The sequence below is a fragment of the Glutamicibacter sp. NPDC090743 genome (genome assembly GCF_044769125.1).
Classification (GTDB): Bacteria; Actinomycetota; Actinomycetes; order Actinomycetales; family Micrococcaceae; genus Glutamicibacter.
Genome location: NZ_JBIVXE010000006.1, coordinates 83,839 through 108,704, shown reverse-complemented (window position 1 = coordinate 108,704; position 24,866 = coordinate 83,839). Strand labels below are relative to the sequence as shown.

31 protein-coding genes are annotated in these 24,866 nt (G+C 63.4%); 15 read left to right on the top strand and 16 right to left on the bottom strand.

Annotation, left to right across the window (positions count from 1 at the left end; translation table 11 throughout):
- Window positions 1-9 precede the first annotated feature (9 nt).
- Window positions 10-441, top strand: a complete 432-nt coding sequence (locus ACIQTS_RS13550) for an acyl-CoA thioesterase (RefSeq protein WP_365943060.1) — start codon at window positions 10-12, stop codon at window positions 439-441.
- On the opposite strand, the gene ACIQTS_RS13545 is transcribed toward ACIQTS_RS13550, so the two are convergent.
- Window positions 438-1,289: a helix-turn-helix transcriptional regulator gene (locus ACIQTS_RS13545; protein WP_365943061.1), complete on the bottom strand. Its 852-nt coding sequence runs from the start codon at window positions 1,287-1,289 to the stop codon at window positions 438-440. The genes ACIQTS_RS13550 and ACIQTS_RS13545 overlap by 4 nt on opposite strands.
- Window positions 1,290-1,480: 191 nt before the next feature.
- Here ACIQTS_RS13545 and ACIQTS_RS13540 point away from each other — a divergent pair, with 191 nt between their 5' ends.
- Window positions 1,481-2,776, top strand: coding sequence for a benzoate/H(+) symporter BenE family transporter (locus ACIQTS_RS13540; protein WP_365943062.1), 1,296 nt, complete (start codon window positions 1,481-1,483; stop codon window positions 2,774-2,776).
- Window positions 2,777-2,877: 101 nt separating this feature from the next.
- Window positions 2,878-3,669 carry an aspartate dehydrogenase domain-containing protein gene (locus tag ACIQTS_RS13535; RefSeq protein ID WP_332498987.1) on the top strand — a complete coding sequence of 264 codons (792 nt, stop codon included), beginning with the start codon at window positions 2,878-2,880 and terminating at the stop codon, window positions 3,667-3,669.
- A gap of 16 nt (window positions 3,670-3,685) precedes the next feature.
- On the opposite strand, the gene pcaC is transcribed toward ACIQTS_RS13535, so the two are convergent.
- From pcaC to ACIQTS_RS13500, 7 genes are all read right to left on the bottom strand, one after another.
- Window positions 3,686-4,093: a 4-carboxymuconolactone decarboxylase gene (pcaC, locus tag ACIQTS_RS13530; protein ID WP_365943063.1), complete on the bottom strand. Its 408-nt coding sequence runs from the start codon at window positions 4,091-4,093 to the stop codon at window positions 3,686-3,688.
- 18 nt (window positions 4,094-4,111) lie between these two features.
- Entirely contained in the window at window positions 4,112-4,909 is a 798-nt protein-coding gene (locus ACIQTS_RS13525; RefSeq protein ID WP_365943064.1) for an alpha/beta fold hydrolase, read from the bottom strand.
- Window positions 4,891-6,297, bottom strand: coding sequence for a lyase family protein (locus ACIQTS_RS13520; protein WP_365943065.1), 1,407 nt, complete (start codon window positions 6,295-6,297; stop codon window positions 4,891-4,893). Before ACIQTS_RS13520 ends, ACIQTS_RS13525 begins: the two co-directional genes overlap by 19 nt.
- Before the next feature lie 145 nt (window positions 6,298-6,442).
- Window positions 6,443-7,021: a protocatechuate 3,4-dioxygenase subunit alpha gene (gene pcaG / locus ACIQTS_RS13515; RefSeq protein WP_365943066.1), complete on the bottom strand. Its 579-nt coding sequence runs from the start codon at window positions 7,019-7,021 to the stop codon at window positions 6,443-6,445.
- A gap of 1 nt (window position 7,022) precedes the next feature.
- Window positions 7,023-7,856: a protocatechuate 3,4-dioxygenase subunit beta gene (gene pcaH, locus ACIQTS_RS13510; protein ID WP_332728439.1), complete on the bottom strand. Its 834-nt coding sequence runs from the start codon at window positions 7,854-7,856 to the stop codon at window positions 7,023-7,025.
- Window positions 7,857-7,919: 63 nt separating this feature from the next.
- Complete coding sequence (locus ACIQTS_RS13505; RefSeq protein ID WP_365943067.1) at window positions 7,920-9,116, bottom strand: 4-hydroxybenzoate 3-monooxygenase; 1,197 nt, start codon at window positions 9,114-9,116, stop codon at window positions 7,920-7,922.
- Window positions 9,117-9,334: 218 nt separating this feature from the next.
- On the bottom strand, window positions 9,335-10,081 hold the full coding sequence (locus ACIQTS_RS13500; RefSeq protein WP_365943068.1) for an IclR family transcriptional regulator: 747 nt from the start codon (window positions 10,079-10,081) through the stop codon (window positions 9,335-9,337).
- Window positions 10,082-10,347: 266 nt separating this feature from the next.
- On the opposite strand from ACIQTS_RS13500, the gene ACIQTS_RS13495 reads away from it, so the two are divergent.
- From ACIQTS_RS13495 to ACIQTS_RS13475, 5 genes are all read left to right on the top strand, one after another.
- Window positions 10,348-10,998 (top strand): DUF6318 family protein, encoded by a 651-nt coding sequence (locus ACIQTS_RS13495; RefSeq protein WP_365943069.1) that lies wholly within the window; start codon window positions 10,348-10,350, stop codon window positions 10,996-10,998.
- 175 nt (window positions 10,999-11,173) lie between these two features.
- Window positions 11,174-12,385 (top strand): thiolase family protein, encoded by a 1,212-nt coding sequence (locus tag ACIQTS_RS13490; RefSeq protein WP_402473661.1) that lies wholly within the window; start codon window positions 11,174-11,176, stop codon window positions 12,383-12,385.
- A gap of 19 nt (window positions 12,386-12,404) precedes the next feature.
- A complete protein-coding gene (locus tag ACIQTS_RS13485; protein ID WP_402473660.1) occupies window positions 12,405-13,076 on the top strand; it encodes a 3-oxoacid CoA-transferase subunit A in 672 nt (223 codons plus the stop codon).
- On the top strand, window positions 13,076-13,732 hold the full coding sequence (locus ACIQTS_RS13480; RefSeq protein WP_105658562.1) for a 3-oxoacid CoA-transferase subunit B: 657 nt from the start codon (window positions 13,076-13,078) through the stop codon (window positions 13,730-13,732). The genes ACIQTS_RS13485 and ACIQTS_RS13480 overlap by 1 nt, the downstream gene beginning before the upstream one ends.
- An 80-nt stretch (window positions 13,733-13,812) precedes the next feature.
- Window positions 13,813-14,595 (top strand): IclR family transcriptional regulator C-terminal domain-containing protein, encoded by a 783-nt coding sequence (locus tag ACIQTS_RS13475; RefSeq protein WP_402473659.1) that lies wholly within the window; start codon window positions 13,813-13,815, stop codon window positions 14,593-14,595.
- 13 nt (window positions 14,596-14,608) lie between these two features.
- Here ACIQTS_RS13475 and ACIQTS_RS13470 read toward each other — a convergent pair whose 3' ends face one another.
- Window positions 14,609-15,124: a cysteine hydrolase family protein gene (locus ACIQTS_RS13470; protein WP_402473658.1), complete on the bottom strand. Its 516-nt coding sequence runs from the start codon at window positions 15,122-15,124 to the stop codon at window positions 14,609-14,611.
- Window positions 15,125-15,347: 223 nt separating this feature from the next.
- On the bottom strand, window positions 15,348-15,869 hold the full coding sequence (locus ACIQTS_RS13465) for a CHAD domain-containing protein (protein ID WP_402473657.1): 522 nt from the start codon (window positions 15,867-15,869) through the stop codon (window positions 15,348-15,350).
- 510 nt (window positions 15,870-16,379) lie between these two features.
- Here ACIQTS_RS13465 and ACIQTS_RS13460 point away from each other — a divergent pair.
- The 4 genes from ACIQTS_RS13460 to ACIQTS_RS13445 all read left to right on the top strand — a co-directional run bounded on the left by ACIQTS_RS13460 (window position 16,380) and on the right by ACIQTS_RS13445 (window position 18,875).
- The gene (locus tag ACIQTS_RS13460) at window positions 16,380-17,024 is read left to right on the top strand and encodes a hypothetical protein (protein ID WP_332487487.1); all 645 of its coding nucleotides are present in this window, start codon (window positions 16,380-16,382) and stop codon (window positions 17,022-17,024) included.
- Between the two features lie 11 nt (window positions 17,025-17,035).
- Window positions 17,036-17,326: a hypothetical protein gene (locus ACIQTS_RS13455; RefSeq protein ID WP_332487489.1), complete on the top strand. Its 291-nt coding sequence runs from the start codon at window positions 17,036-17,038 to the stop codon at window positions 17,324-17,326.
- A 555-nt stretch (window positions 17,327-17,881) separates the two neighbouring features.
- Entirely contained in the window at window positions 17,882-18,532 is a 651-nt protein-coding gene (locus tag ACIQTS_RS13450) for an alpha/beta hydrolase (RefSeq protein ID WP_402473656.1), read from the top strand.
- 49 nt (window positions 18,533-18,581) lie between these two features.
- Window positions 18,582-18,875: a DUF6966 domain-containing protein gene (locus ACIQTS_RS13445; RefSeq protein WP_133834406.1), complete on the top strand. Its 294-nt coding sequence runs from the start codon at window positions 18,582-18,584 to the stop codon at window positions 18,873-18,875.
- A 41-nt stretch (window positions 18,876-18,916) separates the two neighbouring features.
- On the opposite strand, the gene ACIQTS_RS13440 is transcribed toward ACIQTS_RS13445, so the two are convergent.
- Entirely contained in the window at window positions 18,917-20,017 is a 1,101-nt protein-coding gene (locus ACIQTS_RS13440) for a hypothetical protein (protein ID WP_402473655.1), read from the bottom strand.
- A 78-nt stretch (window positions 20,018-20,095) separates the two neighbouring features.
- Between ACIQTS_RS13440 and ACIQTS_RS13435 the strand changes: the two genes are divergently transcribed.
- Window positions 20,096-20,527 (top strand): MarR family winged helix-turn-helix transcriptional regulator, encoded by a 432-nt coding sequence (locus tag ACIQTS_RS13435; RefSeq protein WP_133834408.1) that lies wholly within the window; start codon window positions 20,096-20,098, stop codon window positions 20,525-20,527.
- 24 nt (window positions 20,528-20,551) lie between these two features.
- Here the strand turns inward: ACIQTS_RS13435 and ACIQTS_RS13430 are convergent, their stop codons facing one another.
- From ACIQTS_RS13430 to ACIQTS_RS13410, 5 genes are read right to left on the bottom strand one after another with little or no spacing between them, the layout of a single operon-like run.
- Complete coding sequence (locus ACIQTS_RS13430) at window positions 20,552-20,761, bottom strand: DUF1653 domain-containing protein (RefSeq protein WP_013347838.1); 210 nt, start codon at window positions 20,759-20,761, stop codon at window positions 20,552-20,554.
- 38 nt (window positions 20,762-20,799) lie between these two features.
- Window positions 20,800-21,291 (bottom strand): molybdenum cofactor biosynthesis protein B, encoded by a 492-nt coding sequence (locus ACIQTS_RS13425; protein ID WP_402473654.1) that lies wholly within the window; start codon window positions 21,289-21,291, stop codon window positions 20,800-20,802.
- The gene (gene moaC / locus ACIQTS_RS13420) at window positions 21,281-21,757 is read right to left on the bottom strand and encodes a cyclic pyranopterin monophosphate synthase MoaC (RefSeq protein ID WP_332487502.1); all 477 of its coding nucleotides are present in this window, start codon (window positions 21,755-21,757) and stop codon (window positions 21,281-21,283) included. Before moaC ends, ACIQTS_RS13425 begins: the two co-directional genes overlap by 11 nt.
- Window positions 21,750-22,982, bottom strand: coding sequence for a molybdopterin molybdotransferase MoeA (locus ACIQTS_RS13415; RefSeq protein ID WP_402473653.1), 1,233 nt, complete (start codon window positions 22,980-22,982; stop codon window positions 21,750-21,752). Before ACIQTS_RS13415 ends, moaC begins: the two co-directional genes overlap by 8 nt.
- A 3-nt stretch (window positions 22,983-22,985) precedes the next feature.
- Complete coding sequence (locus ACIQTS_RS13410; RefSeq protein ID WP_105658553.1) at window positions 22,986-23,237, bottom strand: MoaD/ThiS family protein; 252 nt, start codon at window positions 23,235-23,237, stop codon at window positions 22,986-22,988.
- Between the two features lie 37 nt (window positions 23,238-23,274).
- On the opposite strand from ACIQTS_RS13410, the gene ACIQTS_RS13405 reads away from it, so the two are divergent.
- Window positions 23,275-24,456, top strand: coding sequence for a ThiF family adenylyltransferase (locus ACIQTS_RS13405; protein ID WP_402473652.1), 1,182 nt, complete (start codon window positions 23,275-23,277; stop codon window positions 24,454-24,456).
- A complete protein-coding gene (locus ACIQTS_RS13400; RefSeq protein ID WP_365943082.1) occupies window positions 24,453-24,860 on the top strand; it encodes a molybdenum cofactor biosynthesis protein MoaE in 408 nt (135 codons plus the stop codon). The genes ACIQTS_RS13405 and ACIQTS_RS13400 overlap by 4 nt, the downstream gene beginning before the upstream one ends.
- The last annotated feature ends 6 nt before the right edge of the window (window positions 24,861-24,866 follow it).

Below are 24,866 nucleotides of genomic sequence, written 5' to 3'. Positions count from 1 at the left end.
ATGGGTTCCATGAGTGAAACGACAAACGATGAACTGGCCGCGGCTACCGAAGTCATCTTGCAGCTGCGCTGGTCGGACCAGGATGCCCTGGGACATGTGAACAATGCGCGCATCGTGACCCTGATGGAAGAAGCCCGCATCCGCTGGACGCGCGAGGACGGGACAACAGGCCGTTTCGAATTCGGCACCGTGGTGGCATCGATCCAGATCGACTACCTGCGCCCGCTGTACTACCAGCCCGAGATGCTCATCCGCATGGGCATCAGCCGGCTGGGCAACAAGTCCTTCACCGTGCGGGGCATCGGCTACCAGGACGGGCAGCCGGTATTCGACTCGACCACGGTCATGGTGCCGCTGGCAGCCGATGGCGTCTCGTCGCGCCCGCTCAACGAGCTGGAGCGCAGCTGGCTCGGCAAATCGCAGATCCCAGCACGCAGCTAGGCTTCGGGTGCCGGTCCCTGGCCGTTGAGCAGCGCGGCCAGATCGCGCAGCTTCGCTTCGGAGTCCGAGCCCGGGTCGGTGGTGTAGATGAACAGGGTCTGGTCTGGTGCCCCGGTCACGTCCAAGGCCTCGTAGTTGACCTCCAGATAGCCCACCTGGGGATGGTTGAACCGCTTGATCCCGTCCCGCCGCTCGACCACCCGGTGATCGGCCCACCAGGTGCGGAATTCTTCGCTGTTCATGGACAGCTCTCCGACCAGCTGCGCGAGCAGCGGATCGTGCGGATGGCGCCCGGCATCCAGGCGCAAGGTGCCGACCATCGAGGCGGCGATCTGCTCCCAGTCGGCGTAGCGCTGCCTGGCTTCGGGATCCAGGAAGGCCCAGCGGATCAGGCTGCGGTGGCGCACCGGCTTGGCGAGGAAGTCGGTGAGCAGGCTGGCGGCCAGCGCATTCATGCCCAGCACCTCGGTACGCCGCCCACGGATGAAGGCCGGATGCCCGGTGAAGGAATCCAGCAGCTGATGCAATGACGGGCGTACCCGCTGGATGCTGTTCGACGGGTTGTTGCGCCCGGAACCGGAGACCGACCGGGCCAGATTGAACAAATGCCCGGCCGCCGTCTCATCCAGTTCCAGGGCCTTGGCCAACGCGCCGAGCACGGATTCGGAAGGGCGCTTGTGCCGGCCCTGTTCCAGCCGGGTGTAGTAGTCGGTGCTCACGCCGGCCAGGACCGCAACCTCTTCGCGGCGCAGGCCAGGCACGCGTCGCCGGGGACCGCCATCGCCTGCCGGGCTGACCAGGGCCCGCCGTGCCTTGAGGAATTCGCCGAGCTCGGTATTGGAATTCATCCCTGCATTCCTTTCATCCGCGGGCCGCATCGCCCCGGTCTTATCCTAGCCCTGCGTGCAGTGGCAGCTAGCAGCCCGAACTATCCTAGGACTGCCATACCCCGGATCAATGCGCCACGTCCCACGGCCCCTGGAGCCGTGCAATGGTGGTGGACTATTAATGCCACTGCCACCATCGCCCAGGAGCGCACATGCCCAAACCCGCCGATAACCTGCCCACCCGCGAATCGGCTCCAGCAGCTGCGCGAGCACCACGCGAACCGCTGCTGGAGCGGGCCGAGCAGCGGCCTGCCGGAATCCGCGACCTGCTGCGCGACGTGGGCGGGGTATATGCCAGCAATGGCGTGATCGGGCTGGTTTTCTCCGCCTCGGGCCCCATCGCGGTCACCCTTGCGGTGGGTGCCGCTGGCGGGCTGTCCCAGGCCGAGATGGCTTCCTGGGTCTGCGGGATCTTCCTCTCCGCCGGGTTGGCGACCATCGTGATGTCCCTGCTCTACCGCCAGCCGCTGGGATTCGCCTGGTCCATCCCCGGCACGGTGCTGCTGGGCCCTTCGCTGCAGCACCTGTCCTTCCCCGAGGTGGTCGGGGCGTTCTTCGTCTCCGGGGTACTGGTCCTGGCCTTGGGCGCTACCGGGGTGGTGCGCCGGATCATGGCGGCCATACCCATGCCGATTGTGATGGCCATGGTGGCCGCGGTCTTCTTGCGCTTCGGCACCGACATCGTCTCGTCCACCCAAGCCAACCCGGTGGTGGCCGGCCCCATGGTGCTGGTCTTCGTCCTGCTCGCTGCGGTGCCGGCGCTGGGCAGAAGAATTCCCCCGGTGCTGGGCACGCTGATCGCCGGGGCCATCGCGGTGGCAGCCAGTGGCCAGTTCGCGTTGGACGCAGCTGGCGGGCCCGTGCTGGCCACCCCGGTGTTCACCGCTCCGGAATTCACCTGGGCTGCGCAGCTGGAGCTGGTGGTGCCGTTGGCCATCACCGTGCTGATTGTGCAGAACGGCCAGGGTGTCGCGGTGCTGCGCTCTGCCGGGCACCGTCCCCCGGTCAATGCCTTTGCGCTGGCCTCGGGCGGGTTCTCGATCCTGAACGCATGCTTCGGTGCGGTGTCCGCCTGCGTCACCGGGCCAACCAACGCGTTGCTCACATCATCTGGCGAAAAGCACCGCCAGTACACCGCAGCGGTGGTCTATGGCTTCCTGTCCCTGCTCTTCGCCCTGTTCGCTCCAACGCTGACGCGCTTAATGCTGGCCACCCCTGAGGCTTTCGTGCTGGCCTTGGGAGGCATCGCCATGCTCAAGGCCCTGCAGCAGGCCTTTGTGACGGCCTTCGCCACCAAATTCACCCTGGGCGCCCTCGTGACGTTCGTGGTAACCATTTCCGGTCTGGACCTGTTCAACATCCATGCCGCCTTCTGGGGTATTCTCATCGGATATGGAGTCTCCCGGCTCATGGAACGCACGGACCATTCGACCGCTTCACGGCACTAGCGGCAATGGCCCGCACACTGGCCAGCTGGCAGTTCGTGCCGAGCCCGCGAGCTGGCCTAAGCTGGCGGTAGCTTACATCGATCTTTTCGGACAGGACGGGCATGGCCACGGGCAGCATGTATCGGGTGGGAGTACTGGGCCACGGGGCGATCGGCTCCGTGGTGGCGGAGCAACTGGCAGCCGGGACGGTGCACGGTGCCCAGCTCGAAGGGGTGATCCTGCGCCGGCCGCAAACCGGGCTGGAGCATGAGCAGCTGAGCTGGGAGTCGGCCCTGGAGCGCTGCGACCTGGTGGTCGAATGCGCGGGCCAGCAAGCCCTGCGCGAGAATGCGGTGCGCATCCTGGCCTGCGGGGTTGACCTGCTGGCCAGTTCCATGGGGGCGCTGGCTGACCCGGAGTTCGCCGCGCAAGTGCAGGCCGCCGGACCGGGACGCTTGTCCAGCACTGCCGGGGCCATCGGCGGATTGGACCTGCTGGGCGCGGCTGCCCGGATGGGCGGCATCGACCAGGTGCTGGTGACGACGCGCAAGCTGCCGGCCACCTTGGTGCAGCCGTGGATGGATGCGCAGCGGCGCGGTGAATTGGAGCAGGCCGCCGGACCGGTAGAGGTATTTCGCGGTCCAGCCGCGGCAGCGGCCCAGGACTTCCCGAAGTCATTGAATGTGGCCGCGGCGGTGGCGTTGGCTGTGGGGGATTGGGATGCGGTGACAGCCAGATTGATCGCCGACCCGGAGGCAGGCCTGACCGAGCACCGCATCGAGGCGCGCGGCCCAGCCGGCGAGTACAGCTTCTCGATCAAGAACCACCCCTCGCCACGCAACCCGCGCACCAGCGGCATCGTCCCGTGGGCCCTGCTGCACTCGATCCGGCAAGCCGCGGCGGCGCGCCGCTAGCGGCGCGGTGCCACGGCTAGTGGCCTTCGGCTGCCGCGTACTCCTCCAGCACCTTCTTGCCGATCTTGAACGCAACGTTCGCTGCCGGAACGGAACAGTAGATGGCGCACTGCAAGAAAACTTCCTTGATTTCTTCGGGAGCCATGCCATTGCGCAGGGCCGCGTGCACATGCATTTCCAGTTCTTCCCAGTAGCCGCCGGCGATCATTGCGGTCAGCGTGATGGCGCTGCGGGTAGTGCGCGGCAGGCCGTCGCGGGTCCAGATGGTGCCCCATGCGTAGCGGGTGATCATTTCCTGGAATTCGTCGGTGAACTCATTCGAGTTCCTGGTGGAACGCTCAACGTGCTCGTTGCCCAGCACCTGGCGGCGTACCTCCATGCCGGCATCATAGGTATCGCCGGGAAGGCGCGGTGAATCAGCCATTTCTGCAGGTCCTCGCTTCTAGTTGGCCAGCAAGAACTCGGCCAGCAAGGCCGCGGTCTCTTCGGGTGCTTCGGCCGGGGCCAGGTGGGCGGCCGAATCGATGACCGCCATGGTTCCGCGGGGTGCATTTTCGGCGATGAACTCCGCGTCTGCCGGAGGGCACACTTGGTCCTGTGCGCCGTTGATGGCAATGATCGGGTCGCTGGTTGAAGCCAGCTGCCCGCGCACGTCGAATCCTGCCAAGGCGCCGCAGGCGTGGGCGTAGGCGAAGCGGTCAGCGTTCTGCAGGCTGTGCAGCAGCTCGGTGCTGATCACCGGTTCCTTCTCGATGAATCCCGGCGCGAACCAGCGTTCGGCAGAACCGGCGACCATGGTCGGGGTGCCGGCCTTGGCGACCAGCTCGGCACGGTCGGTCCACCCTTCGGGGGTGCCGATCTTCGCGGCAGAGCAGATGGAGGACAACGCGTTGAAGAAGCCGGCGTGGTCTACGGCCAGCTGCAGGGCGGTGGCCCCGCCAACCGACACTCCGGCGTAGTACAGCTTGCCGTCCTCGGGGATGACGCCGTCGGCACGCAGCGCCCCTACGGCCTTGGTGACGCCGGTAGCCAGTTCGGCCAGCGAGAATGCCTCGGTGGACGGCTTGCTTTCGCCGTGCCCCGGCAGGTCCCAGGCGATGACCTGGAACTTGTCCTTGAGGTAAGGCAAGGCCGGGGCCCACAGCGGCAGGGCCGCAGTGCCCAGCGAGGGGCCGACGATGAGGGTGGGAAGTGCCTTGTCGGTGTGCAGCAAGGAGGGGGTTAGTTGCGGGACTGCCATGATTCCTTCCGTGCCGAGTAATCGGCGAGTACGGTTTCGGTGAAGCGATCCGCGGCACCGAGGTAGCCAGCTGGATCAAATAATTCGTAGAGGTCCTGGTCGTTCAAGTCATGCACGGAGATTTCCAGGCGCAGCAGATCGCGCAGGGAAATGCGCTCGTCGAGGCTGCGGCGCACCAATGCCTGGATGGCCGGTTTTCCGCCGACCACCAGGTCAGCCAGGGCGGCAGCGAGTCGTTCGGAGAGCACGGCATCTCCGCCCAGGGCGAGGTTCCGCTCGATGGCAGCGCGATCCACTCCCAGGCCGTTGGCCAGGAACGAAGCGTGGAATGCCGCCCCTGATGCCAGCCGGGCCAGTTCGCGCAGGGCACTCCATTCGGCGTGCCAGCCGCCATCGGGGCGTTCATCCACCGCGGTGCCGGCAGCAGTGAACAGGGTGGAGAGCAATCCGGGGGCGCTGAATGCCGCATTGCGCAGCAGTACCGAGCGCACCGGGTTCTGCTTCTGCGGCATGGCCGAGGAGCCGCCCTTGCCGGCCTCGCGAGGTTCGGACAGCTCGCCGATTTCCGGACGGGAGGCGGTGAGCACATCAGCGCCCAGGGTCCCCAGCGCGGCAATGGCCGCACCCAGTGCGGAGCCAAGCTGGAGAATCGGCATGCGGTTGGTGTGCCAGGGCGTTCCCGGATCCTCCAGGCCCAGCAGGGCCGCCAGATCCGAGGACAGCGACTGGCTTGTGGCCGTTGTCTGCGGCTGGCCGGAGAGCAGCTGCTCCAGGGAGGCGAGCGTGCCTACCGCACCGCCCCATTGCAAGCGCAGCTGCCGCGCCGCGGCATCCAGCTGCTGCTCGGCATCCAGCACGGCCGAGAGCCAGCTGGCCGCTTTCCAGCCCAAGGTGGTGGGCAGCGCATGCTGGGTCAGCGAGCGGGCAATGCACACGGTCCCGCGGTGGGCCTGCGCCAGGGCAGCCAACCCGCCAGCGGTGCTGCGCAGATCTGCCAGCGTGAGCGTGAGCGTCTTGGACAGGACCAGCATCAGCGCGGTGTCGATGATGTCCTGGCTGGTGGCACCGCGGTGCAACGCGGTGCCCGCAGTTTCCGCGGCCCCGTCGTGCTTGAGCAGGTCGCGCATCATGCCCAGCAGCGGGATGAGCGCATTGGCCCCATCCGGTGTCCGGGAGGCCAGCAAGGCCAGGTCGTAGCGGTCCACGCTGGCCACCTCGCGCACGGCCTGCGCATCCTGGACGCTGCACAGGCCGGCATCCGCCTGGACCTGCACCCATCCGGCTTCGGCATCCAGCATGGCTTGGACGAAAGACGCATCGCTGGCCAGGGCCGCGGCCGCAGTTCCTGCCCAGGCGGGGGCCAGCACGCCGTAGTCTGCGCCATCCATTCGGTGCCTCGATTCTTAGCTGTTGAGCGTATAAGCCGTCTATCTAGAACTGTAGTGCCCGGCAACGGGCAACACCCCGCCGGGCGCTCCAACGCCCGTAACAGTGCGGGCGTTGGGGCAATCCAGCGGGGTGTCGCGGTGGCAACTAGCTCTCGCGCGGGTAGGAGAGGAACACCGTTTCGTTCCCGCCTTGCAGGCGGATATCGAAGCACAGCGAGCCATCGTCTTCGCGAGCAGCAATCAGCGTTGCGCGTTCTGCTTCGCCCAGCGATGACAGCAACGGGTCGCTAGCCAGCGCTTCGGTGTCCTCCGGCAGGTAGATGCGGGTGAACAGGCGATTGAGCAGGCCGCGGGCGAAAACCGCGAGCATGATGAACGGGGCCTTGCCCTCTTCGGTAGCGCCCGGGTTCACGGTGGTGAAGGTGTAGTGCCCGGCGTTATCCACCGCCGCCCGTCCCCACCCGGTGAAGGTGTAGCCGTCGCGAACCAGCGAGCCATCGCGGGCAACGACATTGCCGTTCTCGTCGGCCTGCCAGATTTCCAGCAGGGCGTCCGGGATCACCTCGCCCTTGCCATCGGTGATCACCCCGTGCAGGCGTACCGAGCGGGGATGGGCCTGGCTGGCCAGCTCATTGCCTTTCTCATAGGGCAGCGCGTAGCCGTAGAACGGGCCGATGGTCTGCCCCGGTGTGGGGGCCAGCTTCAGTTCTGGTGCCTGAGCCATGCTAGTGGTCTCCCTCTTCATCTTCCATCCAGGTGCGGTTGGAGCCGGTGAGTACGATGTCCCAGTTGTAGCCGGTAGCCCATTCATGGGACGTCAGCGAATGGTCGTAGCTGGCGACCAGGCGGTCGCGCGCTTCCTTGTCGGTGATCGCCTGGTAGATCGGGTCGAGGCTGAACAGCGGGTCGCCCGGGAAGTACATCTGGGTGATCATGCGCTGGGTGAAGTCGGTGCCGAACAGCGAGAAATGGATGTGCGCCGGGCGCCAGGCGTTGTGGTGGTTCTTCCACGGGTAGGGTGCCGGCTTGATGGTGGTGAAGGAGTATTCGCCGTTCGGGCCGGTGATGGCGCGTCCCACGCCGGTGAAGTTCGGATCGATCGGGGCCGGATGCTGGTCGCGCTTGTGGATGTAGCGTCCCGCGGCGTTGGCCTGCCAGATTTCCACCAGCTGACCGGCCACCGGGCGGCCGTCGCCATCGAGCACGCGGCCGGCGACCACGATGCGCTCGCCGATCGGCTCGCCGTTGTGCTGGATCGTCAGATCCGATTCCAGCGCGTGCACGTCGCGCTGGCCGAAGGCCGGGGAGTGCAGCTCAATGGTTTCCGGGTCCACGTGGCGCAGGTTCTTGGTCGGGTGGCGCAGCAGCGAGGAACGGTAGGGCGCGAAGTCGATGCGCGGCTGGGTCTCGGCTTTCTTGCCCTCGACCACCGACTGGCGGTAGGCCGCATGGATATCGGCGATTTCCTGGCTGATGGATTCTTGCGAGAGCGTCGTGGCTGCGGGGTCCAGCACGTGGGAATCGCTGAACGACTCGTTAGCTGTGGTTTCGGTGCTCACTGCGTGCTCCTTTCGAAGGGGGCGTACGGGAGTGGTGGAGGAAATGCTTGGCAAGGGCGAAGGCTAAGCGTGGGGCCAGCCGGTGTAGGACTCGGCCAGGTACTGCTGGCCGAAGCGCGAGGAGGTGACCGTTTCCAGTTCGCCCAGGGCGCGCTTGGCCATGAACGGGTCCCCGCCTACCGGGGTGTGCAGCATGGAGGTCATCCAGTAGGAGAAGTTCTGCGCCTTCCACACGCGCTTCAGCGCCAGGTCCGAATAGCCGTCCAGCAGCTGCTCGCTGCCGGTGGAGAAGTAGGAGTCCAGGGCCTCGAAGAGCACCTTCACATCGGCGAAGGCCAGGTTCAGGCCCTTGGCTCCGGTGGGCGGGACGGTGTGCCCGGCATCGCCGATCAGGAACATCCGCCCGTGGGAGAGCGGTTCGCGCACGAAGGAGCGGAAGCCCAGCACGGTCTTGTCGAAGATCTCCCCGGTTTTCAGCTGGAAGCCATCCGGCCCGTCCACGCGCTTTTGCAGCTCGGTCCAGATGCGGTCATCGCTCCAGGCGTTCACGTCTTCGTTCGGGTCGCATTGGAAGTACATGCGCTGCACGGTTTCGCTGCGCTGGGAGATCAGCGCGAAGCCGTGCGGGGAGTTCGCGTAGATCAGCTCCGGGGCGGATTTCGGTGCTTCGGTGAGGATTCCGAACCAGGCGAAGGGGTAGGTGACCTTGAAGTCCTTGCGCAGGGTTTCGGGCATCTGGCGGCGGGCGAAGGAGCGCGAGCCGTCGGCGCCGACGATGACATCCGCGTGCACCTCGAAGAGGTTGCCCTCGGCATCGGTGAAGCGGAACTTCGGGGTGGATGTCTCCATGTCCAGGATCTCGGTGACTTCGCAGGAGTACCGCACGTCGCCCTGGTCGCGTTGGCGTACCGCGGCCAGGTCGACGAAGACCTCGTTCTGCGCGTACAGGGTGACGGTGGCGTCGACCAGGTCGCGGAAGTCCAGCGGGTGGGATTCGCCGTTGAAGCGCAGGTCGATGCCGGCGTGCTCGTCGCCGTGGGTGAGGACCCGTCCATCCACGCCGGACTCGGTGAGCATCTTGACCGCTTGGGCTTCGAGGATTCCGGCACGGTGGGTGTTGCGGATGGCCTCGTGGTCGCGCATTTCCACGACGATGTTCTCGATGCCGGTTTTGGCCAGCAGATGCGAAAGCATGAGCCCGGCTGGACCGCCGCCGATGATGCCGACCTTGGTCTTGAGGATGCGTGGATTCTGAACCATGGGACCCTGCCTTGCTGTCGTCTGGACCAGAAGCCGGGCGCCCGGCTGCGTTGCCGGACCGATGCATGTGGTCTAAGGAAGTAAGAAGAACTTCCATCAGGATGCGGTGCATGTGACCCGGCAGACAGGCGCATTCTCAATGAATGGGAAAAATGGGTTGCGTATCTATGCCGCACCGGTCAAGCGCAACAGGGTGCTGGCCTTGCAATTTCTGGTCGCTAGATGTTGTCGAGGCGCAGTGCGCGAGCGATGCCCCGGGCTGCGGTGCGTAGCGCCAGGGCTGCGGACTGCAGTGTTCCAGAGTCGCGGGGGACAACCACCGAGATTACGGCAACCTGATAGCCTGCCTCGTCGAGGATCGGGGCGGCGGCACCGGTGGTTTCCGGGTCGATGAATCCGTCGAACGAGGCGAATCCGTTGCGTCGGATTTCCGCCATTTCTGCGCGGAGTTCAGGATGGGTGGCGGTCATCAGTTCGTGGTGGCGTTCCAGGAACCCGTGAATGGTTTCCGGCCGTGAAAAGGCCAAAAGTGCCATGCCCATCGAGGTTCGGTGCACAGGCATGCGTCCGGCGACATTCGCCTGATTGACAACGGAGCCCGGCCGCGAGAGACGCTCGATGATCAGCACCTCGTCCTGGTGCAGTACCGAGAGCTGGGTATTTTGCCCCAGCAGCTGGTTGATGTCCTCCATGAACGGCAATGCCGCGGTGCGAAGGTCCTGGGTGGCAGCGCTTCGATTGGCTAATTCCCAAAGGCGCAAACCCAGCCGCACCTGGCCAGATCCGTCTCGCGCCAGCAAGTCATGGGATACCAATTCATCGAGCAACCTGTACATGGTTGCTTTGGGGATGTCGGCACGCCGGGCCAGGCTGCTGACGCTGAGCGACTGATTGTTGAGATCAAAAGAATTCAGGATCCGAACCAAGCGGTCCAGCATAGAGTCCCCACTGGGCGAATTGGCCATGGAACTATTTTAGGGCAGTGGCTGCTTCGCTTCTCCTGCATCCAGGTGAGTGGCTCTGCGCTTTAGTGCAAGCAGGGTTCGCTATCGCGCCGAATTTCCCTTGTTCATCCAGAGTTAACGTGGAATTTTTCCAGCGATTTTCATTGAAAAGAGTAGCGAAAACGTTATTTGAATAGTGGTCGTATTATCGAAATGCTTGATGTAAGGTCGTTTTCGAACGCGGAATAAACTCCAAGAAGGCGGCGGCAATGGTTCGGAATCATCAAGTGAAGCTTGCAGCTTTGATAGCTGCACTGACGCTGGCAGCCAGCGGTTGCGTCAGTGCATCCCAGGGAGGGGCCGGTGATCCTTCTGCTGGCACGGTGTCGCCTGCGCCGAGCTCCACGGAGCAAAATGCCGAAGTTCCGCAGCGCCCGGCGGTCCTCAGCGAGAAATCCGAGGAAGGGCTGGAAGGTGCCGTGGAGTATTGGGTACAGCTGCTGAACTATGCGGTGGCGAGCGGTGACACCGCCGCACTCAAGGGCTTCTCGGCAGCGGACTGCACCTTGTGCCAGGAGCTAATCGCCCAGACCGACCAGGCCTATGCCAATGGCGGAAGCATTGACGAAGGCGAATTCAGGGTTATTGAAACCATGAGCACCCTGGACAAGTATCGAGCATCGCCGGGCGAGCCCAAGGTTGTGTTTGCCAGCTTTGGAATAGAGCGAGCCGTTGGCCAAGTCCTCGGTGCAGATGGAAAGGCGACCAGCGAAATTGAGCCGGTTTCCTGCATGGATTTTGAAGAACATTGGGATGAGATCGCTTATGACGAGGATGGAAACTTCATTGGATCCATTTGCTCGCTAGCTGTGCAGGACCCGGCGTTCGACGAGTCTTCCGGATGGCAGCCGCTGAATGTCGCGGTTAACGCGCAATAGCAATATTCGCCTTGGAGAGTGCCCTGGCTGCTTCGGCAGCCGGGGCATTTTTGTGCGGGGAACCGGGTGGACCGCAACAGAAATCTATTGAAGCTACGGACATCAGCTGCTAAAGTTCATTCTACGAACATAAGTTCACGATGTGAACAGACCGCAGCGATGGAGCAGTGAGACGATGCAGCAGGCCTACCTATACGACGCAATCCGCACCCCCTTCGGCAAGATCGGCGGCGCGCTGTCCAGCCACCGCCCCGATGACCTGGCCGCCCACGTGGTGCGCGAGCTGGTCGCCCGGGCGCCGCAGCTGGATGTCGCGGATATCGACGAGTCGATCTTCGGCAACGCCAACGGCGCCGGCGAGGAAAACCGCAATGTGGCCCGCATGGCCACCCTGCTCGCCGGGTTGCCGACCTCGCTGCCGGGCACCACGATGAACCGCCTGTGCGGCTCCTCGCTGGATGCCTCGATCGCGGCTTCCCGCCAGATCGCCACCGGCGACGCGGACCTGGTCCTGGTTGGCGGCGTCGAATCGATGAGCCGTGCTCCATGGGTGCTTCCCAAGACCGAGCGTCCTTTCCCGATGAGCAATCTGGAACTGGCCAACACCACCCTGGGCTGGCGCCTGGTCAACCCGGCCATGCCGGGGGAATGGACGGTATCGCTGGGCGAGGCCACCGAGCAGCTGCGCGAGAAGCACGGCATCTCCCGCGAAGACCAGGATGAATTCTCCGCGGCATCGCACCAGCAAGCCGCGGCCGCCTGGGAGGCCGGAAAGTACGACAACTTGGTAGTTCCGGTTCCGCCGGCGAACAAGCGCGGCACCGAAGTCACCCGCGACGAAACCATCCGTGCCGATTCCACTGCCCAGACCCTCTCCAAGCTGCGCACCGTGTTCCGCACCGGGGAGAATGCCACGGTGACCGCTGGCAACGCCTCGCCGATGAGCGACGGCGCCTCGGCGGCCTTCATCGGTTCCGAGCGCGGCGGCGAATTGCTGGGTGCCGATCCGATCGCCCGCATCGTCTCCAACGGCGCTGCCGCGCTGGATCCGCAGTTCTTCGGCTTCGCCCCGGTGGAAGCCGCCAACAAGGCTCTGGCCAAGGCCGGCCTGAAGTGGTCGGATATCGCCGCGGTCGAGCTGAACGAGGCATTCGCGGCCCAGTCCCTGGCCTGCATCCGGGCCTGGGATATCGACCCGGCCATCGTCAATGCCTGGGGCGGGGCCATCTCCATCGGCCACCCGCTGGGAGCCTCGGGCCTGCGCATCCTGGGCACCGTCGCCCGCCGCCTGGCAGAATCCGGCGAGCGCTACGGGCTCGCCGCGATCTGCATCGGCGTCGGCCAGGGCCTGGCCGTCGTCGTCGAAAACGTGAACGCAACCAAGTAGCTTATAGAAAGGCAGCATCATGGCACCACGCATTGCCACCTCGGCCGCGGACGCCGTCGCCGAGATCACCGACGGCGCCACCGTCCTGATCGGCGGCTTCGGCAACGCCGGCCAGCCGATGGAACTGATCAACGCGCTCATGGACTGCGGCGCGAAGGACCTGACGGTCGTGAACAACAACGCCGGGCAGGCCGACGCCGGCCTGGCCCTGCTGATCAAGGAACGCCGGGTCAAGAAGATCATCTGCTCCTTCCCGCGCCAGTCCGACTCCTGGCACTTCGATGAGGCCTACCGGGCCGGGGAAATCGAGCTGGAGCTGGTTCCGCAGGGCAACCTGGCCGAGCGCATCCGCGCCGCCGGCGCCGGCATCGGCGGGTTCTTCACCCCCACCGGCTACGGCACGCTGCTGGCCGAGGGCAAGGAAACCCGCGTGATCGATGGCAAGGGCTATGTGCTGGAAACCCCGATCCACGCCGATTTCGCGCTGATCAAGGCACTGAAGGCCGACATGCTGGGCAACCTGGTGTACCGCAAGACCGCGCGGAACTTCGGCCCGATCATGGCCACCGCGGCCAAGTCGGCCATCGTGCAGGTGGACGAGGTCGTCCAGGCCGGTTCCATCGATCCGGAAAACGTCATCACCCCGGGCATCTTCGTGGATACCGTGGTGGAACTGGGAGGGGAAAAGTAATGAGCGCAATGACCACCACCGAAGCAAAGCTCACCCGCGATGAAATGGCGCAGCTCGTTGCCGCGGACATCCCGGCCGGAGCATTCGTGAACCTGGGAATCGGCCAGCCGACCAACGTCTCGAACTACCTCACCAAGGAACAGGGCGTCACCCTGCACACCGAGAACGGCATGCTGGGCATGGGCCCGGTCGCCACCGGCGAGGACATCGACCCGGATCTGATCAATGCAGGCAAGATCCCGGTCACGCAGCTGCCCGGCGCCTCCTTCTTCCACCACGCGGATTCCTTCGCGATGATGCGCGGCGGCCACCTGGATGTATGCGTGCTCGGTGCCTTCCAGATCTCCAAGGATGGCGATTTGGCCAACTGGCACACCGGTGCCGAAGGTGCCATCCCTGCTGTGGGCGGCGCCATGGACCTGGCTATCGGCGCCAAGGCGACCTGGGTGATGATGAGCTTGTTCACCAAGGCCGGGGAATCCAAGCTGGTTGAAACGCTAAGCTATCCGGTCACCGGGCTGGGCTGCGTCTCGCGGATCTACACCGAAGTGGCCGTCTTCGAGCTGCGCGATGCCAAGGTCTTCGTGCGCTCCACCCATGGCATCAGCTTCGAGGAGCTGGCCGCCAAGGTCCCGGTGGAACTGACCCAGGCCTAGAAGACCCAGTAGATTAGTGGGGTGCGCATCCGAGTCCCGGAAGTGCGCCCCGCAATCATTTCCAGCGCGCAAGGAGCACGGTGAGCGAGCAGGCAGCAACAACCACATCGGTCCAGTCCCTGGCCCGCGGCTTGGCGGTCATCAGCAGCTTCGATGCCGATCACGCGTCAATGACCCTCTCCGAGGTCGCCGCACGCACTGCCCTGTCCCGGGCCACCGCCCGGCGGTTCCTGCTGACCCTGGTGGAGCTGGGCTATATGCGCACCGACGGCAAGCATTTCGAGCTGACCAGCAAGGTCCTGCAGCTGGGGTACTCGTACCTGTCCAGCGCCACCTTGCCGCAGCTGATCGAACCGGTGCTTGAGGAACTCTCGGCTGCTGTGCATGAATCGGCCTCCGCTTCCATCCTGGACGGATCGCAGATCGTCTACATCGCCCGGGTGCATACCCGTTCGATCATGCGCGTGGGCATTTCGGTGGGCACCCGCTTCCCGGCGGCCAACACCTCCATGGGCCGGGTGTTGCTGGCCTACCAGCCCGAAGAAATCAGCGAGGCGGTGATCGCCGCCGGCGTGCATTCAATGACCGGGCTGGGGATCGATGGCCCGGATCAGCTACGCGTTGAACTTCAACGGATCCGTACCCAGGGCTATGCCGTGGTGGACCAGGAATTGGAGATCGGCCTGCGCTCGGTGGCGGTGCCGGTATTCAGTGCCGATGGCACCGTGGTCGCCGCGATGAACGTGTCGATGAGCGTGCGTCCGAATACCAGCGACAGCGCGCAGGAGGCAGCCCAAGCGGTGCTGCCGCGGCTTTTCGAGGCCGCGCAGCAGGTGCGCGAGGCGCTGGCCTCTAGCCGCTAGCACACGCAGGGGATCACGCGACGGCCGGATCCCACTGGATTTCGTCGCACGTGAGGATCGTGGCGAGCAGCCCGAGTGACTCGATGCTCGCTGCATGGGCCGCTTCGGTGGCCGCCGAGCACGCATCTTCCACGATCGCCACCCGGTAGCCGTGGTCCACAGCAGCCCGGGCCGTGCTTTCCACCGAGATATTGGTGGCTACCCCGGCGATCAGCAGGGTGCCGATGTTGCGGGATCGGAGCAATTCAGCCAGTTCCGTGCCTAAGCCGCCGACCTGCTGGTTGGTGATGACAGCATCGCCGGGGCTCGGGATCAGCGGCGGAATGATGGCCGCCGATTCGGTGCCGTCCACCAGGCAGCCTGCCTGCTGCACCATCTGCAGCAGCGGGGAATTGGGCACCAGATCGCTATAGTCCGGTGCGAAGGCGATGCGGGTGTAGATGATGGGGGCGCCGGCCGTGCGGGCCTGCTCCAGCAGCCCGGCCAGTTGGCCCACCACGTTCCGGCGGGTGATCTGCTCGTGGAACATGTCCGCGAAGGCGCCATTTGGGCCCGATGATGTCCCCCTGGTTGTGGATGGACACCACTGCGGTCCTGGACGGGTCGAAAATCATGGGATGTCCCTTCCCATAGGCCGCTGACCTCTTCAGCAGCGCTCGATTTCAGCTTGCCATGAAGCGAGCCGCGCAGGCCAGCGCTTATTGACGGGATTCGCGCGGATCCCGGCTGGAAGGATCTCCATGCTCGCCTGCCTAGTCTCGAAGTGCGGCCAGGCCAGAGAGCTGAGCATCATGCCAGGTTTTGGAATAATCGCGGACCACGGCGGCGGAGATGGCTTCTTCGGCGTCCAGCATCTTGCAGCAGGCCTTGAGCAGCTTGAGGGAGGAATCGTCCCGTTGGGCAACCGAGTCCAGGTAAGTTCGCAGCATCGCGCTGTCCTGGTGCCGGCCTAGGATTCTCTGTAGCTTGCGCACGTGCCGCAGCAGCGCACCGGCGCCATCAAGCCCTCCGTAGGCCAGGGACTCGGCCAGATGCATCAGTGCCTTGGCTGCCTTGCGCTCCTGGTGCAGTGCCTCGTCGCGGACGGCTCCCGCGGCGGCCTCGCCGGAGTCGTGGTGGGCGTCTTCCAGGGAGCGGATCGACGCGCTCAGCAGCCTTTCGGCCTCACCGGCGGCCGGGCGCTGTTCTGATTTTGAGGCCCGAATGACGGACGGCAACTGGTCCAGCATGGCCAGCTTACCCCGGAAACGCTCGCTGTCCAGGGCGTTGCGCACTTCCTGTTCGCCTTGGTTAAAACAGCAAGCGTGCACCGGCGTTGCATCTGCAGTGACACCCGCAGCAATAAAATCCGGCAGCGGCCAGGCAGATTCCCACCATTGGTCGACAAAGAGTGAGTCGGCAGTTTGCCAGTCTTTGACGCCGGGGTGGGCCTGTGGATCTATGGCGGAGGCGCTGACCTAAGCGGGCATGGTTGCCCGTCCTTGACAGGAAAGAAACGGATCTAGAATACGACGGCGGGTATCAGCCGCGTGCGGTGCCCAGAAAAGACAAGGTACACACAGCATCCCGTGTGAGCGGTTGGCTGGCCGGCGCATGCAAGCTCAAGAGCTTGGACTTGCCCTTTGCGAGTTTATGCAAGGTTCTAGTCTCAAATTACTGGCGTGCGGCTGCCTACGGCTGTCGAACTAATTGAAAATATTTCTTCCAAACGTAATTTCAATAATCCAAGTGAGTTATGATTACCATCGTTAGTAGAAAAATCGACTATCAAAGGACAAAGCAAAGTGAAGTTTAGGCAGATTTTGGCAGTCATTGCCGGTGTGGGACTTGCAATGTCTTCAACGGTCGTTGCAAATGCGCAACCGCTAAACACTGTGGTAACGACAGATTCGACGATCACGGAAATATCGGTGGAACAATTGAACGAGCACAGTTCGCTGATTTTCCCGCCAGCTTCAGATGCAGAGTCGCCAAGCGGACTTCAGGTAGCAAATCCAGCGCTACTGGGCGCGATAGACAGCTTCAATTGTAACGTCTCTCGTAATAGAGGTTGGAATGTAACTTCTTACACAGCTAAGGGCTATAGTGCGTTTGCTGGCGGAAAAGTTAATCTGAAGTGTGGAACGTCTAGCACCTCTGGATACTTGCACATAAAGTCTCGACATGCATATGAGTGGGCCAAGCGTATTGGTTCTGTGGGAGGATATGGGCGTTGGGATGATTTTATGGATTACGCAACGCGCAGCATTCTGAAAAATCCTGCGATGATTCGCAATGCGGGCGGCGGAAAGCTCTGTTATAGCGCACCGATTGTGCTTACGAATGCCAAACGTACAAAAAAGGTAACTTTCAACCCGACCGTCGTTATTTCGAAAACGAACAAGTTGGTTATAACGTCTTATCCAAGTTCTAAGCCGGCGTGCAGGTGAGGAGATAACGCATGACGAAAACTCTCATGATCGTTCCCCAGTGGACGAACATTTTGCCCATTGAAATGCCCTATGAACAAGGATATTTTAGCGGTGATCCACTTCCGATGGTTCCCGAGGACATTGCGAATCGTTTGATTCAATGGAATCAAAGATTTATCGATAAGTATGACGAAGTTGCTGGCTGGACAGAGCAAGATCTAAGTTCGGTTCACTGGGCCGAAGGTGAAGTGCTCCGGCGGCAACTCGTGGAAGCCCTGGGCGATGAATATCGGATAATCATCACTCGCTCCTACCGGTGAATTCTCAAATCACGGCGACAAGATTCAGCGCCGTTTATGAATCCGGAATAATATAATGTGAACTTGAGAACCGCAGTCTGGTCCAGAGTGTGGTTCTCAAGCGTTAATGACCATGTTGCGCGGAATTTACGAATGCCCCGGTCCGTGATCCTGAGTTTGAGATTCGTGGATTCTGTCGCCAAATTTTTGCGTGAAGTGGGACGGGATGCCTCCGGAATCAGTGATTCCGCCAAAGGAAATCCACAAGTTTTCGCATTGGGCTGGGGTCGATTCCGGCCCGCGATTATCTTTGTTGACCAGCTGGTTCGCGCTTCTGCCTCGCGACTCTTGGCGGGGGGGTGAGCTCGATCGCGGCGTAGATCGCTTCAGAAATTCCGAATGGGCCTTGGCGGGAGTATGTGACGGCCGGGATGACGAATTTTAAGTGACAGAATTTACTTGTATCTTCAACAAATTGCAGTATGCTTGAACTATTGAGTTTTGCCGGGGAGAAGCGAAATCCGCAATTCCTCCCCAGGGCACCGTCACCGGCAACTGATGAGGAGTTGACCTGCCATGAGCAACTTGTTGAGCGAAGTGCGTTCTTCCAACTGGGATGACGCCGGGGAATCCGGTGCCGTGTTGGTCTTCCTGCATGGCTTCGGCTCCAATGAACACGACCTGGGCTCGCTCGCCGAACCGCTGGGATTGGATCTGCCTTGGGCTTCGCTGCGCGCTCCGCTGGAATTGGGCCACGGCGGGGCCGCCTGGTTCCAGATCACCACTCCGGGCGTCCCCGACGCGGCGCCGGTGCAAGCGGCCACCGCGGCGATCTGGGCCTGGATCGATGCAAATGTAGACACCGCCACCAAGATCATTCCAATCGGTTTCTCCCAGGGCGGGTTGATGGCCAGCCAGCTGCTGCGCACCCGGCCCGAGCGGGTGCTGGCCACCACGATCCTGGGCGGATTCGTCTTAGGCGGCACCCAGCCAGCCGATGAAATCATCGCCGCGCAGCGTCCAACTGTGTTCTGGGGCCGTGGCACCGAAGACCGGGTCATTGCCCCGGTCGCCATTGAACGCACCGCCAAGTTCCTGCCCGAGCATTCGACCCTGACCGCCCACACCTACCCGGGGTTGGCCCACGGGATCAACATGGATGAACTGAACGACGTCCGCAGCCATATCACCGCGCAACTTGACCTGATACCGCTGGGCAAGTCCTGAAGCGCGGCTGGCGGGCAGCAGTGCCCGACGGCCGGGATAACCTTGTGTCATGGACAATGTCGAGCAGTCACTGAGCAGAATCCGCGCGGCGATCGAGAAGCTGCATCTCGCAGCGGCCCAGGACCATGACGCGCAACGCGCCCATGCGGCACGCTGGCTCGAAGGCCTTTTCGAGAATATTGAAAGCCGAGAGCAGCTGCGAGAGGCTGCCCGGAAGGCCTTGGAACTCTACCGCGGTGGTATGGGGTCCTTCCAGGATGTGGGAACCGCGGTCATGGATGACGCGGTGAGCGGACTGCGCCGAGCCTTGGGCTCCGCGCGCTCCTGGCTCTTGCGCAGCTAGGAGCGGCATCTGGCAGGGAGCAATCCCCGCGGCGCGTGCCGCTACGCGGCGACGGTTTCCTCGACGTCCCGGATCCTGGCATTTTCATCGGCCACGCGGGTTTTGCGCACGCTCCACGCGTGGGTCAGGATGACCAGCAGGATGCCGGGGATCAGCCAGAGGATTAGCCGCAGGAGATCCATGCCGATGGACTGCCCGGGGAAGTAGACGAGGGTCTGCACTGCGTGCAGCCACCCGGCGCCATTCCAGAAGGTATTGAGTGCACCGTAGAATCCCGGCTGCATTTGCGGCTGGAAGATCCCGCCGGAACTGGTGAAATTCAGTGCGACGAAGCACAAGGTCAGCGTCGGGGTGGTCCAGTGGCGCAGCAGTGGATGCAGGCCCAGGCCCAGCAGGCTGATGCCGGCGGCGTAAACCCAGGAAATCAGCCAGATGCCCGCGTAATGATCCTCGATGATCCGGTAGACCGGGCCCGCGATCAGCACCGCGATTGTGGCAACCACCGCTGCGGCAACCGCCGCCATGGCGAAGCGCACGGGTAGCTTGACCTTGCCCATGAACCCGGCCAGCGGCACGGCGCTGGCGTAGCCGCCAATGCTCAAGGCGACCAGCAGGAAGAACAGCCCCTGCCCGGTGGTGTCCTGCTCGCCGGTGGGCACGACATCTTCGATGCGCAATGGCTGGCCTTGTTCGTAGGCCACGTCCAAGAAGACTTTCTGGGCGATATTCGCCGAAGTTTCCGACGCGGCGCTGGAGCTGTAAAGCGTTGCCGTGCCGCCGCTGGTTTCGTAGGCGGCCACGAGCTCGCGCTGCTCGACCAGTTTCCGGGCCTGGTCCGCATCGGCGACGGTGCGCACGTTCAATGCCCCGTCGGACCCATCCTGCAGGGTCTGGGCGAAGACCTTGGACTGCGCGGAATCGCCCACTACTGCCACCTGCACGTTGTGCGGACTGGGCGCGTGGAAGGCCCCCAGGTAGAACAATCCCATGATTGCGCACAGGAAGAACGGGATCAGCATGGTCAGCACCAGCTTTCCCCAGCCCAGCGGTGCCGGCTTGGATGCGGGGGACTTCTTTGCAGCCGGGTTGACGGCATGCTTGGAATCGGAGGATTGGCGCGGGGCGTTGTCGGTGAGAGTCATCAGCATTAAAGAATACGCTTAATGTTGCATGATGCAACATTGAGTGCCCGGCAAAGCCCTGCGTACTAGACTCGGAACATGGGCAAGGAACAGCGGGAAGCCGATATCCAATCGATCTTCCATCACATGCAAATGATTACCCGACGTGCCAATACGCGCTCACGCCAGCTGGCCGAGCCGCTGACACTCGTGGAGCATTCCCTGCTGCGCTTCATTGCCGATACTCCCGGAACCCGGGCCACCGACATTGCCGAGGCGTTCTCGCTGAACCGCTCGACAGTCTCCCGGCAGGTAGGCACGCTGCTGGACTTGGGATATATCGCCTATGACGATGCGGAATCCGGGCGCGGCCGCGTAGTGGAACTGACTGGCGTGGGCCGCGAGCGGCTTCAGGCTTCCGCCGCCGTGCACCGAGCTGCGGTAACCGATCGTCTGGAGGGCTGGAGCGAAGAGCAGATCTCGGCCTTTGCCGAGGCCTTGGAACGCTATAACGTTGCCGACTCGCAGTAGGTCCAGGGAAATCTGCAACTTGCCCTAGGCGATCCTGGCGAAACGCGGGCCGTTGTAGCCATCGCGTTCAACGTGTTCCGCAAACATCTCCAGCGGCCGAGCCCAGAAGCTGTAGTCGTCGTAGAGCTTGCGGTAGAAGACCAGCGGCTCTTCGGTTTCGCTGTGCTTCCCCACGGCCAGCACCTCGTAGCGCTGGCCCTTGAAATGCTGGTAAATTCCGGGTTCGATGCTCAACCTGGTGGCCTTTCTGATCAATGATGGTACTGGAGAACTTACCGCGGGCCGTGCCCGGTGCCGCCGCTGCGCTGGACCAGCAGGTGCTCCAGGATCGGATCCAGGACGGCCAGCCCGTCTTTCACTCCGCCGGTGGACCCGGGCAACGTGATGACGAAGCTGTTGCCGGAGAATCCTGCGACCCCGCGGGTAATGATGGACAGCGCGGTGGTCGCTTCTCCGCGCCGGCGGATGGCCTCGATGATTCCGGGCAGCTGGACATCCAGCAGCGGGGCAACCATTTCGGGGGACTGGTCATCGGGTGAGACCCCGGTCCCGCCGGTCACGATCACGACCTGCGCGTCGTTGGCCAGCAGGTCATCCACGGCAAAACGCACCGGCTGCCCGTCGGCCACCACCATCGGCTCGCCGGTCTCGAAGCCGCGCTCGGACAGCCACCGGGTGATCAGCGGACCGGTCTTGTCTTCGGCGGTGCCTGCTGCGGCGCTGGTCGAAGCAACCACCACGGCCGCCATGCGGCTAGTCTCCACGAACCCAGTCACCGCTCTTGCCGCCGGACTTCGCCAAAACCTTCACCGAGCGGACCTCGGCGTGCTTGTCCACGGCCTTGACCATGTCGTAGAGGGTCAGAGCCGCAACGCTGGCCGCGGTCAACGCTTCCATCTCCACCCCGGTGACGCCCTTGGTGGTCACCTGGGCGGTGACGCGCACCGCGGATTCCTCGGCGGTGAAATCAATGGACACCTTGGAAATCGGCAGCGGGTGGCACAGCGGAATCAGTTCCCAGGTGCGCTTGGCCGCCATGATGCCAGCGACCCTTGCGGTGCCCAACGCCTCGCCCTTGGGCAACTGCCCGGTCATCAGCATCGGGACAACATCCGGGCGGGTGGCGAAGATGGCTTCTGCGGTGGCCACGCGCTTGGTGACGGCCTTGTCGCTGACATCGACCATATGGGCGCTGCCGTCTTCGCGCAGGTGGGTGAGTTTCTCAGACATTCATGCTCCAAGTTTCGATGCTTTGGCCGGCAGCCAACTGGCTGACGCCTACCGGGATATGCACCAGCGCATCGGCGCGGGCCAGATCGTGGACCAGGTGGGATCCCGGATCCAGGATGGTGACCTGGCCATCGCGGATCAGCGCGCGGCGCACCTGGTGCTTGTGCTCGGGGGAACTGGCATCGGCTGCCAGCGGGTAGTGCCTGGGCAAGGGCTCTGGCAGGGCATTGAGCTGTCGCAGCAGCGGGGCCAGGAACAGTTCTGCCGACAGCAGGGCACTGACCGGGTTGCCCGGGAAGCACAGCACCGCTGCCTTGGCCAGTCGGGCGAAGCCTTGCGGACCGCCGGGCTGGATGGCCACATGATGGAAAACCCCGCCTAGCGGCGACAGCGCTTGGCGGACCACCTCGTAAGCTCCGGCGCTGATACCGCCCACGGTTACGATCAGGTCAACCTGTTCCTGCAAGACATCGATGGCCAGGGCGAAGCGCTGCGGATCATCGGGCAACTGCAAGGTGCGCACCTGCACCTGATAGCGGCGCAGCCAGGCTGCGAGCATAGGGGAATTCGAGTCCGGGATCTGGCCCTGGGAACGCTGCCCATCGCTGAGCTCATCGCCGGTAGTGCACACGGCCATCTTCAAGGCCCGGCGCACCGGTACTTCACGCAGCCCGCTGGAAACCAGTGCAGCAATCATGGTCGGGGTCAGCCGGGTTCCGGCCTTGGCCACCAAGGCGCCGGTTTCGAGATCACCGCCGGCGGGGCGGATGAAGCGGCCCGCGGCGCTGGGGGCCGAGAATTCCGCGTGGCCGCTGGGGGTGCCAAAGCCGGCACGAACCAATTCCGGGAAAGCGCCAGAGCCGCTTTCCTCGATGGGGATGACGGTGTCAGCACCCAGCGGGATCATCGCACCGGTCATCACCGGACTGACCGTGCCTTCAGCCAGGGATATTTGCCGGTCGCCGGCAGCAGCCGTGAAACCCAATGGCAAAGAGATGGGGGAGCGGAGCGAGGCTGCTGCCAGATCCGCGCTGCGCGCAGCGTAGCCATCCATCTGCGAATTGGTGAACGCAGGGATGGGCAAAAGGGCGTACTGGTCCTCGCTGAGGATTCGATCGCTGGCCTCAGGGCTATCGATGGGCAGCACTTCATTGTCCAGGCAGGCGAAGACCGGGGACAGCAGCTCTTCAAGTTCCGCGCGATGGCTTTCCAGAGTGCAGGACATGGACTATCCGCCTGCGAACGGCGGCAGGACATCCACGGTCAGATCGTCGGCAGTGCCCAGCTCGCCGGCATCGCGGCGCACCACGCCGTTGATCAGGAAACTTCCGGCGCGCAAAACCTGGGCCATTTCAGGTCCGTAGGAATCGATCAGTTCGCTACGCAGCCTGGCGAGTGTATCGGGGCGTTCCCAGCTCTCCTGCTCGCAGCCCGCTGCTGCCGCCGCGGCAGCGAAGTAGCGTATCGTAATCTTCGACATGACTTCATGCTATCGCGCCTAGGCGATAAGGAGCACGATGAAAAGCGAACGCGACTTTCCCGCGCTTGTGGCCCCCGGGCCGCCACTGAGCGGCGAACAGGCTGCTCGCGCTGCACGCCAACTCTCGTTGCCCGGATTTGATGACACTGCGCAGCGCAGGCTGGCTGCCGCCCGGGTACTGGTTATCGGCGCGGGCGGACTAGGCAGCGCCAGCGTCCCGTATCTGGTCGGAGCGGGAGTAGGCACCATCGGCATCGTGGATGATGACGTGGTGGAGCTATCCAACCTGCACCGCCAAGTCACGCACACCACCGCTAATATCGGCTTGGCCAAGACCGCTTCCCTGGCGCAGGCCGCTACGGCGCTGGACCCCAATGTGAAGATCATCGAGCACAACCTGCGCCTGGATTCATCGAACGCGCTTCAGATCTTTGCGAATTATGACCTCGTCATCGATGGCAGCGACAACTTCCCAACCCGATACCTGTCCAATGACGCCGCGCAGCTCACCGGCATTCCCCTGATCTGGGGATCGATCCTGCAGCATCATGGACAAGTTTCCGTGGCCTGGCATGAGCATGGCCCGGGCTACCGAGACCTGTTCCCGGATCCGCCGGCCCCGGGCACCGTGCCGGATTGCGCGGCCGGGGGAGTATTGCCTGGATTATGCGGAACCGTCGGTTCGCTGCTGGCTACCGAAGCCTTGAAGCTGATCGCCGGAATCGGTGCCCCGCTGGTGGGCAAGGTGCTGATCTACGATGCGTTGGCGGCTAGCACCCGCACCCTCGAATTCTCCCGTGATCCCCAAGCGGGCGAAGTCACCGAGCTGATTGACTACGTGCTCTTCTGCTCCGGTTCTCTGCCCGAGGTCCAAGGCATCGATGCCAAGGCGCTCGCCCAGTCGCTGGCTGGTTCCGCTGCTCTTGTCTTGTTGGATGTGCGCAATGATGACGAACGCGCACAACAGCACATCGCCGGTTCCTTGCATCTGCCCCTTCCTGAGCTGGAAGCAGCTATTGAATCCGGCACAGATCTGAAGCAGATCCCGGCACGGGTAACGGTCTATTGCGCACGCGGTCCTCGCTCGCAACGCGCTGCCGCCTTGCTCGCTGGCCGGGGCATCAAAACAAACTATCTTGAAGGCGGGCTTCCCGCACTGGCCGCGGTGGCACCGCAGCTGCTGGCCGAACCCGCATCTATCGAAGGAAACCGCTCATGAGCTATGCGCTGATTACCGAAGAACCTATCGACGAGGTCGCAGTGCGCGATGCAGTGCAGTCCGATACTGCAGGCGCAGTGGTGCTCTTCCACGGAATTATTCGTAATCACGACGGCGGCCAGTCGGTGAACTCCTTGGACTACTCGCATCACCCACAGGCGCAGGATTTTCTGGAGAAAATCATTGCCGAGGAAGAAGAACGCACCGGGCTGAAGCTTTCCGCAGTGCACCGCGTGGGTCCCTTGAAGATTGGCGACGCCGCGCTGGTCGCTGCTTCGGCAGCAGCCCACCGCAAGGAAGCATTCGATGCCATTGAGAACCTGGTGGAACGCATCAAGGCCGAGGTCCCGATCTGGAAGAAGCAGCACTTCTCTTCCGGCAGTTCAGAATGGGTTGGCCTGTAGGCTCGA

What these genes read in the sequence shown, in the direction of transcription:
- ACIQTS_RS13525 (WP_365943064.1), bottom strand. Translation starts at nt 4,909, where the DNA reads ATGGCAGTCCCGCAACTAACCCCCTCCTTGCTGCACACCGACAAGGCA.
- ACIQTS_RS13505 (WP_365943067.1), bottom strand. Translation starts at nt 9,116, where the DNA reads ATGGTTCAGAATCCACGCATCCTCAAGACCAAGGTCGGCATCATCGGC.
- ACIQTS_RS13490 (WP_402473661.1), top strand. Translation starts at nt 11,174, where the DNA reads ATGCAGCAGGCCTACCTATACGACGCAATCCGCACCCCCTTCGGCAAG.
- ACIQTS_RS13520 (WP_365943065.1), bottom strand. Translation starts at nt 6,297, where the DNA reads ATGGATGGCGCAGACTACGGCGTGCTGGCCCCCGCCTGGGCAGGAACT.
- ACIQTS_RS13400 (WP_365943082.1), top strand. Translation starts at nt 24,453, where the DNA reads ATGAGCTATGCGCTGATTACCGAAGAACCTATCGACGAGGTCGCAGTG.
- pcaC (WP_365943063.1), bottom strand. Translation starts at nt 4,093, where the DNA reads ATGGCTGATTCACCGCGCCTTCCCGGCGATACCTATGATGCCGGCATG.
- ACIQTS_RS13455 (WP_332487489.1), top strand. Translation starts at nt 17,036, where the DNA reads ATGACGAAAACTCTCATGATCGTTCCCCAGTGGACGAACATTTTGCCC.
- ACIQTS_RS13500 (WP_365943068.1), bottom strand. Translation starts at nt 10,081, where the DNA reads ATGGCCAATTCGCCCAGTGGGGACTCTATGCTGGACCGCTTGGTTCGG.
- ACIQTS_RS13410 (WP_105658553.1), bottom strand. Translation starts at nt 23,237, where the DNA reads ATGTCGAAGATTACGATACGCTACTTCGCTGCCGCGGCGGCAGCAGCG.
- ACIQTS_RS13535 (WP_332498987.1), top strand. Translation starts at nt 2,878, where the DNA reads ATGGCCACGGGCAGCATGTATCGGGTGGGAGTACTGGGCCACGGGGCG.
- moaC (WP_332487502.1), bottom strand. Translation starts at nt 21,757, where the DNA reads ATGTCTGAGAAACTCACCCACCTGCGCGAAGACGGCAGCGCCCATATG.
- ACIQTS_RS13480 (WP_105658562.1), top strand. Translation starts at nt 13,076, where the DNA reads ATGAGCGCAATGACCACCACCGAAGCAAAGCTCACCCGCGATGAAATG.
- ACIQTS_RS13435 (WP_133834408.1), top strand. Translation starts at nt 20,096, where the DNA reads ATGGGCAAGGAACAGCGGGAAGCCGATATCCAATCGATCTTCCATCAC.
- pcaG (WP_365943066.1), bottom strand. Translation starts at nt 7,021, where the DNA reads ATGGCTCAGGCACCAGAACTGAAGCTGGCCCCCACACCGGGGCAGACC.
- ACIQTS_RS13470 (WP_402473658.1), bottom strand. Translation starts at nt 15,124, where the DNA reads ATGTTCCACGAGCAGATCACCCGCCGGAACGTGGTGGGCCAACTGGCC.
- ACIQTS_RS13405 (WP_402473652.1), top strand. Translation starts at nt 23,275, where the DNA reads ATGAAAAGCGAACGCGACTTTCCCGCGCTTGTGGCCCCCGGGCCGCCA.
- ACIQTS_RS13540 (WP_365943062.1), top strand. Translation starts at nt 1,481, where the DNA reads ATGCCCAAACCCGCCGATAACCTGCCCACCCGCGAATCGGCTCCAGCA.
- ACIQTS_RS13550 (WP_365943060.1), top strand. Translation starts at nt 10, where the DNA reads ATGAGTGAAACGACAAACGATGAACTGGCCGCGGCTACCGAAGTCATC.
- ACIQTS_RS13445 (WP_133834406.1), top strand. Translation starts at nt 18,582, where the DNA reads ATGGACAATGTCGAGCAGTCACTGAGCAGAATCCGCGCGGCGATCGAG.
- ACIQTS_RS13545 (WP_365943061.1), bottom strand. Translation starts at nt 1,289, where the DNA reads ATGAATTCCAATACCGAGCTCGGCGAATTCCTCAAGGCACGGCGGGCC.
- ACIQTS_RS13440 (WP_402473655.1), bottom strand. Translation starts at nt 20,017, where the DNA reads ATGACTCTCACCGACAACGCCCCGCGCCAATCCTCCGATTCCAAGCAT.
- ACIQTS_RS13415 (WP_402473653.1), bottom strand. Translation starts at nt 22,982, where the DNA reads ATGTCCTGCACTCTGGAAAGCCATCGCGCGGAACTTGAAGAGCTGCTG.
- ACIQTS_RS13450 (WP_402473656.1), top strand. Translation starts at nt 17,882, where the DNA reads ATGAGCAACTTGTTGAGCGAAGTGCGTTCTTCCAACTGGGATGACGCC.
- ACIQTS_RS13485 (WP_402473660.1), top strand. Translation starts at nt 12,405, where the DNA reads ATGGCACCACGCATTGCCACCTCGGCCGCGGACGCCGTCGCCGAGATC.